Below are 17,265 nucleotides of genomic sequence, written 5' to 3' on the forward strand. Positions count from 1 at the left end.
TCATTGAAATATCAAAAAAGCGCCCAGTTGGGCGCTTTCAAAATAGACATCTCAGAGTTGAGACAAATTAAGCCTTTTCAGCAAGAATGATGCGTAGAGTACGACGTAGTGGCTCTGCGGCGCCCCATAGAAGTTGATCACCGACTGTGAACGCGTTTAGGAAGTCATCGCCCATCGCCATCTTACGTAGACGGCCTACTGGAATAGAAAGCGTTCCTGTTACTTTCGCTGGAGTGAGTTCTTGAGCCGTGATGTCACGGTCGTTTGGAATCACTTTAACCCAATCGTTATGCGTTGCGATGATTTCTTCAATCTCATCCATTGGTACATTTTGCTTCAGCTTGATAGTCAATGCTTGAGAGTGACAACGCATCGCACCGATACGCACACATGTGCCATCGATTGGCACTGGCGCATCTTGGAAACCAAGGATCTTGTTCGCTTCTACACCCGCTTTCCACTCTTCCTTACTCTGACCATTGTCGCGTTTAATGTCGATCCAAGGAATCAAAGAGCCAGCTAGTGGCACACCAAACTTATCTGTTGGGAATGAAGAGCTGCGCATTGTGTCGGCAACTTTCTTATCAATGTCTAGAATAGAGCTTGCTGGATTAGCCAATTCAGAGCTTACAGAATCGTTGATCACACCCATCTGAGAAATCAGCTCACGCATGTTTTGTGCACCTGCGCCAGACGCTGCTTGGTACGTCATTGCACTTGTCCACTCAACCAAACCTTTCTCGAACAGGCCACCAAGACCCATGAGCATCAAGCTAACGGTACAGTTACCACCAACAAAGGTGTTAGTGCCGCCGTGAATGCCTTGTTGAATTTGCGCTAGGTTTACAGGATCTAGAGTAATGATGGAGTCTTCTGCCATACGAAGTGTCGAAGCCGCATCGATCCAGTAACCTTTCCAACCAGCTTGACGAAGTGCTGGGTAAACTTTCTCTGTGTAACCGCCACCTTGACACGTAATCACTGCGTCAAGTTGTTTTAAACTGTCAATATCGAACGCATCTTGAAGTAGACCAGCTTCTTTACCTAGGTTTGGAGCTGGGATACCTATTTGAGACGTGCTGTAGAAAACTGGCTCGATCAGATCGAAGTCTTTCTCTTCGACCATGCGCTGCATCAGAACTGAACCGACCATGCCGCGCCAACCAACTAAACCTACTCTCATCGCATTAACTCTCCATGTATATTTTTGAAACTTTCTCCATAGTTCAATTTTCGCCACAAAATCTCAAGCCCTAATTTGCAAATAAACACAACTTTTTTAACGTTTGCCGCGAATTTTTATAATCCCAGTTATTTTCTTCTCTTTTCTTATTGATTAACCATCTAATTCCGCCCAGAAAACTGTGAACGTCACGCGATAAGGTCTTACCACTCAGTGAGAAAACAACAAGTGCAGCACATATTTTTTACATCACAAAACATTTCAAACTATTAAACTTAAAGTTTTTTAGTTATTAATTTCACAAGCAAACGTTTATGCGGACGAAAGTCAAGATAAAGCACCAAATGTTCGAAATATAATTTTTGTTAATGTATGTTAGGCGCGATTAAAACAGGGAGCGGCCTTCCTCTATTGCTCCATGAACGACAGAGGCACATATGAAGCAAGTTACAACACGTCTTCCTAGTCTGATACAGGTATTTATCTCACTAGGTTTGTTTCTTCTTTTGGCATTTTCATTTACTGCCAAACTAGACCTTCCAATTCAGCTCGCGCTGTACATTGGTTGGTTCATTATCATCCTATTGGGGTTAAGACTCGGCCATCAATACAAAGACCTAGAAAAAGCAGCATTAAACGGTATTTCTAATGGTTTGGGCGCAGTACTTATTCTTCTTGCGGTAGGTGCCTTAGTGGGTACTTGGATCTCTGGTGGTATCGTACCAACCATTATCTACTACGGTCTGAAAGCCATTCACCCTTCTATCTTCTTACTGGCGACCATGATCATTTGTTCTCTGACTGCATTGGCAACAGGTACATCTTGGGGTGCGGCGGGTACAGCAGGCATTGCTATGATGGGTATCGGTCAAGGTCTTGGTGTTCCAGCACCAATCACTGCGGGTGCGGTTCTATCGGGTTGTTACTTTGGTGACAAGATGTCTCCACTTTCAGATTCAGTGATCCTTGCGTCTTCTATGTCGAATGTAGAAGTGGTTGAGCACATCAAGGGCATGCTGCCTATCGCGCTGATCAGCTACATCATCACAGGTATCATGTTTACCGCATTTGGCTTCCACTTCGCAGGTAAAGTGGATATGAGCCAAGTGGATTCTGTTATTCAGGCAATGGAACAACAATTTTTCATCACGCCTTATTCCTTTGTCCCAGTGATCATCGTATTGGCTCTATTGGCGATGCGCATGCCTTCTTTCCCTGTGATCAGCTTCGGTTCACTACTAGGTATTATCTGGGCAGTGATGATTCAGGATGTAGACTTCCTAACGGCATTTAATACCGCTTGGGCACCATTTGCGATTTCTTCAGGCGTGGATTTCATTGACTCGATTCTAAACCGTGGTGGCATGTCTTCTATGCTGGGCTCTGTTGCTGTGATCGTATTTGGCCTAGGTTTTGGCGGCCTACTAGATAAGGTTGGCGTACTAGAAACGATTGCAAAACTGTTCGAACGACGCGTTCAAAGCGCAGGTTCACTGGCAACCAGCACAATTGGTACGGCCTTCATGGGTAACGTATTCGGTTCTGCGATGTACGTATCACTGATTCTTACTCCTAAGATCTGTGCGAAGAACTACGACCGCCTTGGCTACAAACGCAAGAACCTTTCTCGTAACGCAGAGTTTGGTGGCACGCTGACATCCGGTATGGTGCCGTGGAGTGATAACGGTATCTACATGGCGAGCATCTTGGGTGTGGCAACATTGTCGTATGCGCCGTTCATGTGGCTGAGCTTCGTGTGTATCATCGTGACCATCTTTACTTCTTACATGGGCTGGTTTGTTGATAAATGCGAACCAACGGCTCCAGCAACAGAAGAACAAACAGAAGCTGAACTAAAGCAACAAACAGCTTAAGGCTTCAGCTTTCTATAGCTAGAAACCTTCCATGAACAAAAAAGGACCGATGATTCGGTCCTTTTTTGTGTCTGCTATTTCGTGTTGTGACTTCTAAATAATTACGCCGATTTAGTGCTGGCTCTTACCGCAGAGCGCTTACCCAAGGCATAACCAAGTACGAGAGGAGCAAAGAAGATCACTAGGATAAACAGAATAAAGTAGATGATGGTGCTCTTCACAAGCTCAATCAATTTGTCCATCGCTAGATTCACCACTTCTTGTGAAACATGGTCTAGGTCCTGAGCAAACTTCTCGCGTTCGTTTGTGATGATTTGAGCAATCTCTTGGCGCTCTCTCGCCACCATCAATTCCAAAGCCTGACGCTCATCACTCAACTGAGACAAACGCTCTTCCGTTTTTTGATCAATGTCTTCCACTAGAGGCTGTAATTGAACGGCCATCTGCTCTGCCAAGTTACGCATGTATTCAGGATTGTTGTCGATAAAGTCCTTCAACGACTCAGAAGTCACCTTCAAGCTGTTTAGCGCTGCGTTGACTTGTTCAATACTTGCTGAGCTATTGAGTGCCAGCAACTGCGCTTTCCAAGTCATGATCTTAGGTGTTTGTTCTGAGACCAAACTTAAACGGTCGGATACATCACCGATTGCTTCAGGCATTGTACCAAGCGTGGTAACGGCTTCTTCCTCGCTGATTTGGTTGGCTTGCAACCATGCTCGGTAAGCCGGCGTTCTGATCATGCTTAAGTCAGCAAAAGGATACTTCTCGACAAAGTCTGCCACGAATACCTGGGTCTTTTCGTACACGTCTTTCTTCAATAGCGATTTCGCTAGTTTATCGACTTCTTTTGCCAAATGTTCAGACACTTTTTTTGCTTCGCCAGTCGCAAATAGGTCTTTGCCCGCACCTTCACTGTAGAACTGGTTCATCTGGTGAGTGAACACCCACGTATCAATCAGCGCAGCCATTGGTGAAACTTGGTAAGCAGCAGCTTGAAGCCCTTCTTCCGCATTGATTTTCCAGAGCAGAATATAGGATTGGTTTACTTTATCGCTCGGCTCATAGTTTTCTTGGAGCACATCAGCGGCTTGCTCGACTTGAGCAAAGAATTGCTGAGCATATTCACGCGTCATAATACGCATGTTCAGCTCTTGTTTGGTGAGCGGTACAGTTTGGCTGTCGATTTTCACCTCTAACAGAGAACACCCTGAAAGACTTAAAACCAAACAAGCCACCATCAATGAGGACAGTCGACGGATGGACATGAAATTACCTATGGTCAAAATGTGTAGAACAGGAACAGTGACGAACCAAGGCATCAGGTTCGCGAGCGTCCCTTAAATACCTTAATCTTTTCTATTTTAAGTCAGAGGAATATCAATCCGTTAGCACTTCTCGAATGTTTTCACTATTGAGAACTCTTTCGGCAAAAAGTGTCGTTTTCTGTAACGTATCTTCTAACTGATCCAATTTATCGTCTGAGACTTGCTCGCCTTGTTTGATTAAAGATTCGATATCCCCAGAGATATAGTGTAGCGGCATTGCACCTATACTGCCCGATACCCCTTTCAAACTGTGCGCAACACGTTGAACATGCTCCTTATCCTTCCCTTCAGCAATAAGACCTTTGAGCTTTTCGCTGTCTTCAGCATGATCTTGGATGAACACTTCCAATAACATGCGCACTGACTCTTCATCACCAGACAGCGAGTCGAGCATTTTCTCTATATCAATATAAGGCTCTTTGATGTCTAAATCTTCGCTCTCAGTCGCCATGTTTTGAGTCGGAGGCGTTGCACCATCATCCTCTTTAGGACGAGGAGGTTCTGTTTGAACCACAGATTCAGACAGAACTACCTCGTGTTTCGTTTCTGCCACATGCGCTTTTTCCAAAACAGGAGTAGATGGAAAGGCTGGCGTCTCTTCATTCTTATTTGGCGCTAACGACTCTTTCGTCACAAGCGCTGTTTTAGAGAATAGCGCCCAAGAGATTAGCGCAAGTAAGGAACCACTTACTAACGCAAGAAAAGTGATGTAAAACGTCAGTTTTTGCTCAAGGGTACTAATCACGGAAGCGAGTTGATTTGGGAACTCGGGGTTGAGCAGTTGATTAGAGAGGTGGCTACCCTGCGCATGCGCGGCTAATACGCTTGAAGTTTGGGCTAATCGACGCTGAAATGAGGCTTGTTCTTTGGATTCAAGGTTTTGTGACTCAGTAAACAGAGAATCCAACTCTTGGTATGTGTCAGCACTTGTTGCTGCGTCGCTGAACATGGCTTCCAGCACCAAAGCGCCTAGACGGTAATACATGGTGCGAAGTTGCTCTGAATTGCTGGCAGACTCGCGACTGTTGTGTAACTGATCTGCGAGAGCAACTAGCTCACTGTCGCTCCCAATAAAGGTTCTAGCGCCTTCAAGAAAACGGTCTGTGGAATAAAGCAGCTGAGTTAAATCCGGAGAACCCCACCCGGCAGAATGTTCGCTTTCAAGTTGTAAGCGAACAGCGTAAACAAGTTGGAGCTTAAGAGAGACTTGATCGACGTGTTGTGCACGATAAGGCAATTCGAAGTGGAAGATATTGCGCACCTCGTCCACTTTGCTGCTGAGTTCATCAATGGTCGAGATCGTGCGGATAGTTTGTTGCGCTTGCAGCCAAATACCCACGGCAAATGCACACCACACAGCAAACAAAAGCCAGACAGCTTTTCTAATTCCATCTTTGAATTGCAGCAATGCTTTTCCCTCGACTATTTCTTATTAATAACAAGCATATACCATGAAACACGCGCTGACTGTGCGCACTTCACATAAAAAAAGAGAGCATAATGCTCTCTTATTATCAATTAGTTACGGCTTAACTGATCTTTTAGGTTTGGTGGCGTGCCTTTGATCGTTAGCGTGTCTGTCTCTGGATCGTAGAAAATACGCTCGCCAAGTAACAAGCTATCAAAGCTGATATTCAAACCGCCACCAGCGCCAACGTACTTAGTTAGCTTGCGTACGGTAGAACGGTCACCAGGGAAAGACTCTTCCAACTCGTAGCCTTGCTCTTTGGTAAAGTCCATAAAGCTTGTGCCATCTTGGCTTGGTGGCAACTCACCAGACAGTTCAGAAATTTGTACTTCGTCGCCTGATTTGATTTGCTCGTTACAGTAGTTGTAAACCTGCTTTTTGTACTCGTTCGCTTCTTGCTTCTCAAGCTTAGAATCCGCACAAAAGTCTTCTACCGCTTGCATTAGCACTTGGTTTTGCTGCTTAGTATCTAGACCAACATCCGCTTGTAGGAAATCGAGGAAAAAGTCTGCTACTTTGCGACCAACACGGCCTTTGATGTAAGAAAGGTAACGGTTTGACTCACGGTCTGTGTCGTAACTTGAAAGATCAATGCGCGCAGCAATGTCCATCTTAGTGATGTCTAGGTAATCCGTCGCATCAATATCCAAGCCTTCAGTCACTTTTAGACTTTGGTTCATTGGCAAGATACCAATAAACAAATAGTCAGTTGCTAAGCTTTGGTACTCAGCAAAGACTAAGATACCCTCATCAGCAAATGGGTACTTAATCAGCTCTTCTTTCAAGCGATTTGCACTAATTTGTGAGAAATCATAGAAATCTCTCTCCCCTTTGCGCATTTCTTGAAGCCAAAATTGAAATTCGCTGTCTGATTGGAAAGAGCCGAAACCTTTGCCTGCTTTCGAGTGGAATACGCGATGCAGTTCCGCGACAAGGTTTTCAGTAGAGGTATCGTTTTCTAACGACGCCGGGCGAAGTTTAACAACCAGTTCGTCCTGATCGTTTTTGCACAATTGATGCAGAATAACGTTTGAAAGATGAAGGCTCATAGTGATTTTATCTTGCTACAAGGTTTAAGTTGTTGGGCATTGTAGGTTATCATAAGCCGCTTTTACTATCATTATTAGAGTCTTTATGCCGATTACATCTAAATATACTGACGAACAAGTAGAGAAAATTCTTGCTGAAGTGGGTGCTGTACTTGATAAACACGCTGCCTCTCCTGAGTTGACGCTAATGATTGCGGGAAATATCGCAACCAATGTCTTAAATCAACAAGTTGCTGCTTCACAACGCAAAGTTATTGCTGAAAAATTTGCTCAGGCACTGATGTCTTCTCTTGAAGCGCCGAAAACACATTAATAACGGATAATAGAACAAGTACATGGTAGACAGCGGAAACTCATACGGCGAACGCGTATCTCGACTAGTAGGTTGGGGTCACTGGTTTGCATTCTTCAACATCGTTGCATCGATGTTGATAGGTACACGCTATATCGTTCAATCGCCTTGGCCAGAAACCCTGATGGGGCAATTTTATCTGGCTGCATCTTGGGTTGGTCATTTTGGCTTCCTTGTTTTCGCCCTGTACTTATTAGTTCTATTCCCGCTGACGTTTGTCCTGCCATCAAGGAAACTTTTCCGCTTGGTGGCAGTGATATTCGCAACGGTTGGTCAAACCGTTTTATTGATTGATACTCAAGCGTATCAATCCATTAATTTGCACCTGAACCCTGTGGTTTGGGAGCTGTTGTTTAGCGAAGATAAAAGCGCGATCAGTTCCGATCTCCAACACCTTTTTGTGGTGATGCCGCTTATTTTCCTGGTGCAGCTTGCTCTTTCTGAGTGGGTTTGGCGCAAACAACGCAAACTTTCCCATAAACACGTTGGCCGTCCTTTAGCTGCCGTGTTCTTCTTAAGCTTTATGACCAGCCATTTGGTTTACATTTGGGCTGATGCTTACTTCTACAATCCGATTACTAGCCAACGCTCTAACTTCCCATTGTCATACCCGATGACAGCGAAAAGCTTTATGGAAAAACATGGCCTTCTTGACCGTGAAGAGTACCTAAAACGCTTAGCAGAGAACCAAGGCAACATCGATTTAGTCAGCTACCCATTAGAGAAGCTTGAATTCAATCGTCGTGGTAACAAGTTAAACGTGCTGATGATCAGCGTGAATAACCTTCGTGCGGATGCACTTAACCAGAACGAAATGCCGAACTTGTACAAGTTTGCGCAAGACAATCAAAACTTTACGAATCATTACAGCTCAAGCAATGACACTTACGGTGCATTTGGCTTGTTCTATGGCTTACCAAGCAGTTACGCGAGCAGCATCAAAGCGCAAGGCAGTGCGCCAGTATTACTAGACGTACTAAAAGATCAGGATTACAGCTTTGGTCTATTCAGCGGTAATGGTTTTGAAGATGACCTGTATTCAGAAGTTATCTTCCGAGGCTTGAATCTGGCTAATGAACTAGATGGCACACAAGCCCATACCGACAAACAGTCGATTGCAGCATGGAATACATGGCTAACTGAACAAGCGAAAAAGCCTTGGTTTAGCTACATCGAAGTTACCACTGTCGACAACTTTGAATCTGAGCCGATGGCTGCTAACGAAGAAATTCCAGCCAGCGAACGATTTAAGAAAGCTTACGAGCAGTCAGTGAAATCCGCAGATAAAACCGTTGCAGAAATTATTGCTGCTTTAGAAGCAAATGAGTTACTGGCGAACACCATCGTGGTTATTACCTCGAATCACGGCAGTGAGTTTAACGAAACCAATACCAACAGCTGGGGAGCAAACAGCAACTACAGCCGTTACCAACTCCAAGTACCTATGGTGATTCACTGGCCGGGCATGCTACCAGCTGAGTTTACGCACAGTACAAGCCACTTAGATTTGTCTGTAACGCTTTTACAAGACATGTTGGGTGTCTCTTCAAACCCTTACGATTACAGCAGTGGCCGTAACTTATTTGATGAGAGCCGTCGCCGCTGGATTCTAGCTGGTGACACGCGTGAAATCGCACTTATCACTAGCTCACAAACAACCGTTATAGACAAATTCGGTAACTATAAGCTCTATGACGACAATTATAAGCGTTTGAGAGAATCTACACCGAAGCTCCCAGTGCTAATGCAAGGGCTGACAGAACTTCAGCGCTTCTATTCAAAAAGCAATTAATTGAACAAAAGCTCTCCACTCGGGGAGCTTTTTCGTTTCTTTTCTCCACAAACAACACAAAATCGTGCAGTAAACATCCAAACGGTTCATTTTGGGGTTTACAAGATTTTCAAAGCCTTATATTATTCGCGTCAACAACGGAGAGATGGCTGAGTGGTTGAAAGCACCGGTCTTGAAAACCGGCATACGTTAATAGCGTATCTAGGGTTCAAATCCCTATCTCTCCGCCACATTTAGAAAGCTCGTTGAGAAATCAACGAGCTTTCGTCGTTTTAGCACTTGGAAAATTTCGGGATGTCTAAATCACTCCTAGTTGAGCGCAACCCCGAACTAGGCGTCCCCACACTCAGCCAAGTTCAGAAAAAGTCCGTCAAATCCTCTAGGCACTTTCCAATACGCAAGAAAAAAGCCCACTAATATTTAGTGAGCTCTCATCGTTAAGTATTGGTATGAAAGAGTTAGTTTCCTTTCGCTGCCTCAATCCTTTTATCGAGGTCTGGATGAGTACTCAACCACTCAGGCAACTCTTCATAACCTTGGTTACGGAACAACTCAAACATTTCAGCCATCGGCTTTGCGTCGCCATAAACCTTGAGCATCGCCTCTCTTGCAAATGCATCGGCTTGTATTTCGGCTTCTCTGGAGTAACCACTGGACAACACAAACACACTTGCGCCGGCAAGATTGTCCACGATGCCAGAGCTTTCACCAGTTAACAGGGCGACACCAACAGAAAGGACACTCGAATACACCAACCTCTTTAGCATGTGGCGATGATGAATATGACCAAGCTCGTGAAGAATAATACTGTCCAACTGTTGCTGATTTTTAGACAACGCAACTAATTCATCGAGCAGCACAATCTTTCCACCAGGTAAGGCAAACGCATTCGCTCCTAGCTCAGAAGATCGGAAAACAATCTCTACTTGGTAAGGCAACGCCTCTAACTGTGTTAAGTGCTGCTCTACCCTGCTTCGAATGGCTTCTTGTTCGGCTTTACTCAGCTCGCTCGGTTCCCAACGGGAATCCAAACTTTCGAGTACCTTTTCGCCAAGTACAACTGAGACACTGTCAGGAATCGCGTATGCGACTTTGTCGCTCACCCAAGGTAACGCGTAATAATATCCCCCGAGCACAACGGCAATACATGCCATCGCAGACACGACCCAAGCAAGCCAGTTCGATTCAATTTTATCAACAAAGCTCGACCTTTTATTTGCCTCCAACCACCGAGACACTTCTTCAGTATGCTCGGTAACGAAAACCCAACCATTGGGCAGCTTAAATCTGACGGGTAAATTGCCTACTGGAGCAGTAATGTCCGCATGTTGCTGATCACAGCTAAAAATATTGTCAGCAACAACCAAACTCAGCGAGTTAGCTTGAGCGACATCCAATCTGGCTTGGTGTCGCTCAGAGCTTTTTGGTGGAAACGCGGTTCCTTCAAACTGCATTAACCGATTCCAACACCGAGATCGAAGGCTTGTGCAACTTCATCAGAAATCGCTGATTTCACTTTTGAATCTTGGTCTGCTGCTTTCAGTTCGCTCATGTCTCCAACGACGACCGTCTTGTCAGCAACATAGCGAGAAGTACGAACCATTACCCATGGTCTCGCAATACTCAAGGTCACAACTTGTAATAGGAAGTTTGAGATAATCAGCCACATGTAGCCATCAACTGTATAGGTAGACTTAAAGGTAAAGTTGTTTTCTTCTTGCCCTTCTTTTTCTAGCTTCATTTTAGAGAACAAGTAGTTACGAGTTCTTGTTGCTGTGTATGCCGTCAAGCCGATGGTTAAGCCAATCATACCAAGGTACATAACTACCATTGTAATGACAGGGCTAGATTCATTCAGTGAAGCCAAGTCGCCCGTTGCTGCTTCCATTAGCCCTGAGCTCCCAACCATCACAATGACCGCTACAATCGCAAGCGCGACAGCTGTGCTAAGACCGATTGCTACGGCTTTCAGGTAGGTTTTTACAAAGAAACTGGTTTCAAGTTCGCCACTAAACTGCCAATCACCATAACGGTAGCCATTAACAAAGTAGCGTTGAACGCCAACCACAACCCAACCATAAAGTGCAGCCATAACGACGACTGAGCAAAGCCCTAAAATAACCGACGCAGCTTGTGAAACGCTTGCAACCGCCACACAGATACCAATGAAAACCATGACCGCCAGCGCAGCACCAAAGCCTCGGCCAAGTATGGTGATGTATGCATCTTTCAGTGACGAATTAAAAGAGAAGTGAACATTGCGGTAACTCGTCATTGCAGAATCAAATCGTGCGTTGCTCCATAACAACCATGGCAGGGCGACATAAAACAGAAGTAAGAGCACAAGCGCCAGTTGGGGAATGAATGAGTTTGCGATACCCCATACCAATACAATCGCCAGCGCGACTAAACGCCCCTTTAAGATTTGCATTGGCTCGGCATGATACTCAAAGTTATCACCGTCGATGTACGTGTTACCGTAGAAGTAGCGTTTTGTTCTTACTTTGGCCCAAGCAGAGTAAATTCCGAGCGTAACGATAGAAAGTAGAACATTGACAATCCAGATGCCAAAAAACTCTCCTCCTCGCCCTTTAAAAGAGATGGTATTGGAAATGCGTTGATGGTTCATATACAGTCCGAATAGTTTATTTAATTTTATGAATTTAAAGGCGTTATCCTATCTCATTCATAAATTGATAAACTTGACTGCCATAAGCAAACTAAACATTAATTATTTATAAAATACATATTAATTATGAATTCAAATTCACCGAAAAAATAGTTTAATGGTCATTTCCGCGCAAATGAAAGCACCTAAAGTGATAGAAACCACCCACTCAGTGAATTTAATCGACAATAGCTCATTATCACTAAAAAACTCAAAAACTTGAGACGTCACCTTACCAATCAAAAGGTTAGTTGCTGATTACATTTTTTATCAGGCGAATTGTAAGGTGTTTATAACTATCTAAATACCGCGAAGCCCCCTAGTATTCGCCTCGGCATAAGGCAGGAGCATCTTCTTTCTGCATTAGCTAAATCCATCCATTTGTTGTTTTAGACAACGTCAAAGGCTAGGAAAATAAAATTGGGAAAGGATTCCCAGCCCTAAATGTTCATTCGAGAACTGAGTCCATTACCTTGATTTTCAACATTCTAGATTCAGTCTTTAAAAACGAATTTAGCGGCATTTAATAACTGCATATGAATAGGCACCAAATCCGCGTGTTCACTTCGATAACCACCACCAACGACAGCCGCGACAGGAATACCTTTGTCTTTCATCAACTGCATTAAGAAACGGTCTCGCTCAAATATGCCCTCCGTCGACACGTTGAAGTAACCCAGTTCGTCGTCGACATGAATATCCACACCAGCGTCATATATCACCATGTCTGGACGATGCAAGTTAATCGCCATCTCGACGACCTCTTTAAACGTCATCAAATACGTTTCATCATTGGTATCACGACTCAAAGGGACGTCAAGATCAGAGTCTGGCTTTCTCGCCGGGAAGTTTTTATCGCAATGGAAAGACAAGGTGACAATGTCGGGTTCACTTTCACAAATCGTTGCCGTGCCATCGCCATGGTGGACATCACTATCGATGATCATCACTTTATCGACGTGTTCATGATCAAGCATGTGCTTAGCAGCAATCGCCAGATCGTTGAACAGACAAAAACCACTGCCAAAGTTTTTGTGCGCATGATGATAGCCACCGCTTAGGTGAATCGCGACGCCATGTTCTAATGCCTTTTCTGCGGTCAGTACCGTTCCGGCGGTGGATGTCAGTGTCCGTGTTATCAACGCCTCACTCCAAGGAAACCCAATTCGACGCATTTTGGCCGCAGGCATAGCTCCCGTCACCAACAAGTCGACATACTCCTCATCATGCACGCGTTTAATATCATCCGTACTTAGAGGGCTTGGTTGGAAGCATTCAATTTGCCCTCCCCAATCTTCACTCGCGAGTTTCTCCATCACAGCTTGATAAAGATAGCGATATTTCATGATCGGGTAACGGTGACCATTTGGTAGATCGAGTTGCGAGTAAATAGGGTGATAAATCAGTGGCAGCATGAGACATTCTTTTCATAAAACGTTGTGAAATAGTACCAACTCCCAGAGTTGATTAAAAAGAAATTTAATTGATAATGATTTTCAATATCAATTAAATTTCTACCTGTTATGAATAAAACCTTATATACGATACTCGGCGCTTTCTTTGGTTCTTTCTGCGCGATGTCTCTGTTCATGTCGATGATGTTAGGTGCATGGTGGTTAGTTGATTTTATCGCCCTTAGCTAACACAATGGTTCTGTTTCCACTTAACCCCATTGAATCAGACAGATAGGTGTACTCATGAGTCAGACAGTCTTTATTACTGGTGCAAATCGCGGTATCGGTTTGAGTTTAACCGAGCTCTATTTGCAACAAGGCGCTCAAGTTCACGCGACAAGCCGTAACCTAACAGAAAGTAAAGAACTACACGCATTAGCATCGCGTTATAGTACCTTGGTGCTACATGAATTGGACGTGACGGATTACCAACGAGTCGCCCAACTCGCAAGCGAACTCCCAGCAATCGAGCTGCTGATCAACAATGCTGGTTACTACGGACCTAAAGGCTATGGTTTTGGTAACACCGACATCGAAGAATGGCGACAAGTCTTCGAGATAAATACCATCGCTCCTTTGAAGCTAGTGGAAAGTTTTTATCCGCTGCTACAACAAGGCAAAGCGAAAAAAATTGCGTGTATCTCCTCTAAAGTTGGCAGCATGACGGAAAACACCTCTGGTGGTGGTTACATCTATCGCTCTTCCAAAGCAGCGCTCAACTCTGTTGTTAAAAGTTTGAGTAATGACCTAACCGATGAGGGATTCACTGTTTTGGCACTTCATCCGGGATGGGTACGTACTGAAATGGGTGGGCCAAATGCGCTTATTGACACCCAAACGTCAGCTGATGGTTTAGCAAAGGTGATTGAGCAAAGCACGCAAGAAAATTCGGGGCAGTTTATTAACTATGATGGCACCGAACTTCCTTGGTAATAGTCAACTATCAATAAGTTAACGTAAGGCGACGAAAGGTTCTTATTTTCGTCGCCCATTCTCCACTTCTCCAATCTCAATACTTAACTTGAATTTCACCATTTCCTATCCAGACTTAGTGAGGTATTAACCCCGCTAAGGAGAGTAACCATGGCAGCAGATAAAGATCTGGTGAATTTCAGTGAAGATCATGAGCTCAATTACTGCTTAAGAAGTGCAGGTAAACGTCAAACTCAAGCGAATCGCGATACGCTGATCGACTTAGGACGACAAGTAAAACAGGATTTGGGCAAACGAGTGTTAACTCAAGATGATGTCAGAGGCGCAATCGACAAGAACGATAACTTGTTCGACTAGCCATGACCTTAATATAAGAAAGCGGCACTGGATGGTGCCGCTTGATTGGAAGTAAACATGAGTTACTTAGAGGATTTACGTTTGGTGGCCGTCGTTTTTGATGCACCAGATTTGTTGTAACTGCGCTTCTTACGCTTGAATGCTGGTCGCTCTACTTTAGGAAGATGACGCAGAGATTCCGGAATCGGACCTGACTTTACCTCCCCCATCAGCCCGTCTATGCGTTGTTCTAACGCTTGCATGAAAGGTTGATATGCTTGGTTTCTTTCTGCCATTCCTTGTAATTGGTGTTCCCAATGCGCAGTCATATCCGGGTACGTCGAGTCCATTGGCAAAGCGTGGATCAAGCCACGTCCTGCTGGTGAGCTCAAAATCGATTTCCCCTGACGAGTCAGCAATTGGCGTTTGAACAAGGTATCAAGAATGCCAGCTCTCGTCGCTTCTGTGCCCAAGCCATCAGTTTCACGCAATATCTTCTTTAGCTCTTTATCTGCCACATAACGAGCGATTCCCGTCATGGCTTGAAGCAGTGTCGCTTCAGTAAAGTGCTTTGGCGGCTCTGTTTTACGATCTTTGATTTCACCTTCACGACAAGTCAGCACGGTGCCCTCAGCAAGTGGCGGCACAGCATCGATACCATCGTCTTCTTTGTCCGTTTTCCCCATCAACGCTTTCCAGCCCGGAGAAACAAGCTGGCGACCTTTAGCGATAAACGTACCACCAGCAATATCAAAGACGAGCTTCGCTTCCGCGTAAACTGCAGCTGGATAGAATTGCATTAAATATTGACGTGCAATGAGCTGATACACCTTCATCTCATTACCAGACAACGCATTCACATTCGCTTGTTTTGGTGTTGGAATGATTGCGTGGTGAGCATCGACTTTTTTGTCGTTCCACGCTTTAGACTTAATCGATAAGTCCGCACCTTGCACCGCGCTTTGTAGCTCTTTGGCATTGTTGGCAATAGCGGAAGTGACAGAACCCGCTTGTGAATAATGCTCCATCGGTAAGTAACGACAATCAGAACGTGGGTACGTGATCAGTTTGTGCTTCTCATACAACGCCTGACAAGTATCCAAAACCTGTTGGGCACTCATGCCATAGCGTTTGGCAGCATCAATCTGCAAGGCTGATAATGAATAAGGAAGTGGCGCAGACTGTTTAGTTTGCTTTTGCTCGGATTCCGTGACTTTCGCAGGCTGGTTAGCAATGCGATTCGCCACATTCTCGACGAGCTTTCGGTTAAGAACTCGACCTTCTTCATCTTGCCAAGGTTTGCATGCCTCGCTTGGCTTCCAACGAGCGCGAATATCAAACGAACCATTTTGATCTTGATAAGGGATCAATGCATGCAGAGTGAAATAGTCTTTAGGTACAAAGTTTTCGATTTCTTCGTCGCGACGTACCACCAAACCAAGTACAGGAGTTTGGACTCGCCCGACCGATAATACGCCTTGGTAGCCTGCTTTTTGGCCCAGCAAAGTATAGGCGCGAGACATGTTCATTCCGTAAAGCCAATCAGCGCGAGAACGCGCCAAAGCTGAAACAGAAAGAGGAATAAAATCGCGATTGCTGCGCATCGAGCTTAATGCACGCTTGACCGCGGGTAAGTTCAAGTCTGAAATTAGAAGTCGTTGTGTCGCTTCTTTCTTGGTTTTGGAAAGCTTACAGTAATCCAACACCTCATCCACCAACAATTGCCCCTCTCGATCCGGGTCGCCTGCATGGATAACTTCTGTCGCATCTTTAAGGAGTTTACGTATTACCGTGAGCTGTTTACTGGCACTTTTTCTCGGTCTTAGCTGCCATTGCTGAGGAATAATCGGCAAGTCAGCTATATTCCATTTTTTATAGCGTTCATCGTAGGCATCAGGCTCAACTTGCTCTAACAAGTGACCAATACACCAAGTCACGACATCACCATTACCACAACGGATAAAGCCTTGATCTTTCTTTTGAGGGTTTGGTAGTGCAGCCGCAATCGCGCGACCTAGGCTTGGTTTTTCAGCAATAAACAGACGAGACATAAGGTTTTGGAAATCATAATAATTAGGGCCACATTATCTAATGTAGCCCTAACAAATCAAGGAAAACTGTACAGATGAACAGTTATAGCGTCACTTTCTAGCTTACTGAAACTCAACAAACTGAGACAGGTCACGCTCTGGCACTTTCATTGGAGTGCAGCCTGGTGTGCCAAGATATAAGAATCCTACAATTTGATCTTCGCCTTCAAGGCCAAAAGCTTGATGTACTTCAGGATGGAACATCCACTTACCCGAGCGCCAGAAACCTTGGAAACCTTGTGCTACCGCTGCCATTTGCATCGCTTGTGCCGCGCAGCCTGCTGACAGGTATTGCTCGAATGCAGGGACTTTCTCATGTTCTGTCACCTTCGCAATCACCGTGATGACCATTGGCGCACGAAACGGGGCATTTTTTACTTTTTCAACGACCGCTTCTTCACTGTTTTCCGCTTCAGCGGCTTTAACAAGAATGTCTGACAGTTTCTTTAAGCCATCGCCTTGAGCAATCACAAAACGCCAAGGGGTTAAACCCGCGTGATCAGGCGCGCGCAGACCTGCACGAATAATATTCTCCAACGCTTTACCTTCTGGCGCAGGCTCAGACAACTTGGCAATAGAACGACGGTTGAGCAAAAGATCGAGAGCTTCCATGAGCAAGTCCTTATTTGATTGAATTATTATTTTTTACGCAGCTCACTTTAGCATAATCCAAACTTTCGAATAACAACCTGTTTTCTAGGGATTTAGAACAAAAAAAAGCTGCGCACTTGGCGCAGCGAT

Annotated in this window: 14 protein-coding genes and 1 tRNA gene; 6 read left to right on the plus strand and 9 right to left on the minus strand. The window is 44.7% G+C overall.

Annotated features, from left to right (window positions below; translation table 11 throughout):
* Window positions 1–67: 67 nt before the first annotated feature.
* The gene (asd, locus tag KIT90_RS09375; RefSeq protein ID WP_285376431.1) at window positions 68–1,183 is read right to left on the minus strand and encodes an aspartate-semialdehyde dehydrogenase; all 1,116 of its coding nucleotides are present in this window, start codon (window positions 1,181–1,183) and stop codon (window positions 68–70) included.
* A gap of 437 nt (window positions 1,184–1,620) precedes the next feature.
* Here asd and nhaC point away from each other — a divergent pair, with 437 nt between their 5' ends.
* The gene (gene nhaC, locus KIT90_RS09380) at window positions 1,621–3,057 is read left to right on the plus strand and encodes a Na+/H+ antiporter NhaC (protein WP_199454925.1); all 1,437 of its coding nucleotides are present in this window, start codon (window positions 1,621–1,623) and stop codon (window positions 3,055–3,057) included.
* A gap of 101 nt (window positions 3,058–3,158) precedes the next feature.
* Here nhaC and KIT90_RS09385 read toward each other — a convergent pair whose 3' ends face one another.
* The 3 genes from KIT90_RS09385 to yejK form a co-directional block, all read right to left on the minus strand.
* On the minus strand, window positions 3,159–4,322 hold the full coding sequence (locus KIT90_RS09385) for a hypothetical protein (RefSeq protein WP_009707297.1): 1,164 nt from the start codon (window positions 4,320–4,322) through the stop codon (window positions 3,159–3,161).
* Window positions 4,323–4,434: 112 nt separating this feature from the next.
* Entirely contained in the window at window positions 4,435–5,790 is a 1,356-nt protein-coding gene (locus KIT90_RS09390) for an Hpt domain-containing protein (protein ID WP_285376434.1), read from the minus strand.
* A gap of 110 nt (window positions 5,791–5,900) precedes the next feature.
* A complete protein-coding gene (yejK, locus tag KIT90_RS09395) occupies window positions 5,901–6,899 on the minus strand; it encodes a nucleoid-associated protein YejK (RefSeq protein ID WP_005432897.1) in 999 nt (332 codons plus the stop codon).
* A gap of 85 nt (window positions 6,900–6,984) precedes the next feature.
* On the opposite strand from yejK, the gene KIT90_RS09400 reads away from it, so the two are divergent.
* The 3 genes from KIT90_RS09400 (at window position 6,985) to KIT90_RS09410 (ending at window position 9,273) form a co-directional block, all read left to right on the plus strand.
* Window positions 6,985–7,212, plus strand: coding sequence for a YejL family protein (locus KIT90_RS09400; RefSeq protein ID WP_009707299.1), 228 nt, complete (start codon window positions 6,985–6,987; stop codon window positions 7,210–7,212).
* 22 nt (window positions 7,213–7,234) lie between these two features.
* Complete coding sequence (locus KIT90_RS09405; protein WP_285376436.1) at window positions 7,235–9,043, plus strand: DUF3413 domain-containing protein; 1,809 nt, start codon at window positions 7,235–7,237, stop codon at window positions 9,041–9,043.
* 139 nt (window positions 9,044–9,182) lie between these two features.
* Window positions 9,183–9,273, plus strand: a tRNA-Ser gene (locus tag KIT90_RS09410).
* Between the two features lie 228 nt (window positions 9,274–9,501).
* Here KIT90_RS09410 and KIT90_RS09415 read toward each other — a convergent pair.
* The 3 genes from KIT90_RS09415 to KIT90_RS09425 form a co-directional block, all read right to left on the minus strand.
* Complete coding sequence (locus KIT90_RS09415; RefSeq protein WP_285376438.1) at window positions 9,502–10,497, minus strand: M48 family metallopeptidase; 996 nt, start codon at window positions 10,495–10,497, stop codon at window positions 9,502–9,504.
* Window positions 10,497–11,672, minus strand: a complete 1,176-nt coding sequence (locus tag KIT90_RS09420; protein ID WP_285376440.1) for a YjgN family protein — start codon at window positions 11,670–11,672, stop codon at window positions 10,497–10,499. Before KIT90_RS09420 ends, KIT90_RS09415 begins: the two co-directional genes overlap by 1 nt.
* 533 nt (window positions 11,673–12,205) lie before the next feature.
* Complete coding sequence (locus KIT90_RS09425) at window positions 12,206–13,126, minus strand: histone deacetylase (protein WP_285376441.1); 921 nt, start codon at window positions 13,124–13,126, stop codon at window positions 12,206–12,208.
* 282 nt (window positions 13,127–13,408) lie between these two features.
* Here KIT90_RS09425 and KIT90_RS09430 point away from each other — a divergent pair, with 282 nt between their 5' ends.
* Both KIT90_RS09430 and KIT90_RS09435 read left to right on the plus strand, forming a co-directional pair.
* A complete protein-coding gene (locus tag KIT90_RS09430; protein ID WP_285376442.1) occupies window positions 13,409–14,098 on the plus strand; it encodes an SDR family oxidoreductase in 690 nt (229 codons plus the stop codon).
* A gap of 150 nt (window positions 14,099–14,248) precedes the next feature.
* The gene (locus tag KIT90_RS09435; protein WP_009707305.1) at window positions 14,249–14,455 is read left to right on the plus strand and encodes a hypothetical protein; all 207 of its coding nucleotides are present in this window, start codon (window positions 14,249–14,251) and stop codon (window positions 14,453–14,455) included.
* A gap of 62 nt (window positions 14,456–14,517) precedes the next feature.
* On the opposite strand, the gene KIT90_RS09440 is transcribed toward KIT90_RS09435, so the two are convergent.
* Window positions 14,518–16,485, minus strand: coding sequence for a DNA topoisomerase III (locus KIT90_RS09440; RefSeq protein WP_285376444.1), 1,968 nt, complete (start codon window positions 16,483–16,485; stop codon window positions 14,518–14,520).
* Window positions 16,486–16,587: 102 nt separating this feature from the next.
* Window positions 16,588–17,136, minus strand: coding sequence for an NAD(P)H nitroreductase (locus KIT90_RS09445; protein ID WP_009707307.1), 549 nt, complete (start codon window positions 17,134–17,136; stop codon window positions 16,588–16,590).
* Window positions 17,137–17,265: the final 129 nt, after the last annotated feature.

The sequence above is a fragment of the Vibrio sp. B172a genome, assembly GCF_030248355.1.
GTDB lineage: Bacteria > Pseudomonadota > Gammaproteobacteria > Enterobacterales > Vibrionaceae > Vibrio > Vibrio owensii.